Source organism: Vibrio sp., assembly GCF_984391705.1.
This window is the reverse complement of the sequence record NZ_CFHWOM010000139.1, coordinates 1-2,185: the sequence shown is the minus strand read 5'-3', so window position 1 is coordinate 2,185 and position 2,185 is coordinate 1. Positions and strand designations below refer to the sequence as shown.

Here is a 2,185-nt window from a genome sequence, read left to right as displayed (position 1 = left end):
TGAACTTACTGTACGTTAGACGAGTACGAAGGATATCGATAATAGTATCGGCAACTTCACGCACTTTCCCCTTGTTGAGCTCTAACCACTCTTTCAGTTCATCGTAATTGGCTGTTTCTGCGAATCGGTCAAACGCATTGAACGCTAACTTATCGTCATACAGGTTAATGTGAATCGATGCTGACTGCTCTTGATTACTACGGATGTAATCCACCAGCCCCATAAACAGCTCTTCAGAACTGTCTTGGTTCACCGCATTAACGATAATGCTCTTCTCAGAGCCATTGAACAGTTGGCTGAATGCAGTTTGGAACTCATCGATTTTCTCTTTTACCAGCTTACGAACGAACGTAAGAGAGCTTTTCTCTTGAGGCACACTCTTGATCCAAAACGCGTTCTCTTTCACCTGCTGGTTGTAGGAAAACTCATGTTTAGGATGGTAAACATATGGCAGCAAACCTTTTGGCGATAGGCGTTCAAAGGTGACATCAGGAAGCTGAGCAAAGCTCTTATCATCACGAATCGCACCTCTTAGATTGAGGTAATAAGCCAAAATCAGCGGATGGAAAGGCGAGTAGTATTCTTCGTCTTCAGATTGCACCAAACCGATTTTCAACGCTGATTTCTGTTCTTTTGTCAGCATGCTACCCGTTGGGATTGCTTCAAAATACGCTAAGCAAGCATCAACTGTATTTTGTACGAGTGTTGTAAACTCATCGCCCCAAGACGCCAGTGATGGCGTACTACGGCGTTGTTCTAGGTAATCAAAAAGCTCAACGTAAGAACCATGAATAGCATCATCAATCGCTTGCAGGTCATCGAGCTTAATTGCCCCTGAATCCGCAATAGACACGACTTTGTTGTTGATGAACTCTTCTTCCCAACGCAGCAGTTTTAAACGAACACCTGGAACAACAAACTCACTGTTATCAATGCCGACTTTGCCTTTTTGAGAATAAAACTCACCGTTATATTCATCTTTGAAAAGCTTGTGATAACGACCTCTATTAAGCAGTAAAGGTAAACTCAATGAATCAGTCGCTACTGCACCTTCAACATTAAATTTGAGCTGGTTATCACCTGATTTAACGGCAAAATCTATTTCGTCAGCTTCATTGGCGAGTGCTTCAAAATCCACGAAGGCATACTCTGCTGCATCAATAACCTGCTTAGCGTCAAGTAGTGGACATGCGCTGCCTTCATTGGCTCTGATTTGCAGTTTGTTCTCTTCCATATTCAAGGTTAAACGCTGCTTTGCTGGCGCAGGTTCGACCAAAAAGATGTTTTTGAACGGCTCAATATAGAACTCGCCTTTACGAACCACTAAACAACGGAAGTTATAAACCTCAGATTTATTCTCACGTTCGAGTTTTAAATTAAAATACAATGGCTCGTTGTGGTATCTAGCTTTTAACTTAGCATTTGCTCCAAACTTCGTAGGGTCAACTTTTACTTTTTCTTCGCTACGAAGCGCATTTTTAGGAACGATTTTGAATTGATTTTTTGCAAGATCAGGCGCGCCTACAAACAAGAGCTTCAGTTCGAATTCGTCAACGCCCTCGTCTAATTCGATGATTATATGTCGATCACGCATGCCCGCTTTGGTCTCTGCACGGTTGCGAGCAGTAATGGTCATACCGTCGCTAGCCTGCTCCTCTTCAAGAACTAACTGCTGCTGAGCGTTTCGCTTTTTCTCTTGTAAGAATGCTTCGAACTCAACGTCTTTCCATGCATCCGTTTCTGAGAAGTTCTCTTTAATAAATTTCTCGCCGAATGATTTCAACCGGTCTTGAAGCTGACCACCAAAGTGTTCAACTTCAAAAGAGAGCTCTTCGTAAAGTGCACGGTTATCTTCTAGGCGTTTTTTGATTTGCTTAGGATTGCCGCTCATTTCAGCTACGAGCGGATCTTCAAACATGCCTAACTCATTGAAGCGCAAGTCACCGTCTTCAACGGCTTTGTATAGAGACTCAAAACCAAACATGGTTGCGCCATCTTCTAAAATGGCATCGAATTGATCATCAAGCAGACAGTTCGACACATCGCGCCCTTTGTCTTGCTGATCGATTAACCCTTTCATTGCCGCTTTGATCTTTGATGCGCTCCAAACTTGTCCCACTTGAGCCAAGTCTTCGGCAGAATTTATCAAGGTATCAAGCAAGCTGTTGTGGATCACAACTAGCGC

General features: G+C 43.1%; 1 protein-coding gene. It reads right to left on the bottom strand.

Translation table 11 applies throughout. From position 1 onward, the window contains the following. The coding region (gene dptH, locus AC4MRV_RS21950; RefSeq protein ID WP_491189390.1) for a DNA phosphorothioation-dependent restriction protein DptH at nt 1-2,185 on the bottom strand (2,185 nt) is incomplete at both ends.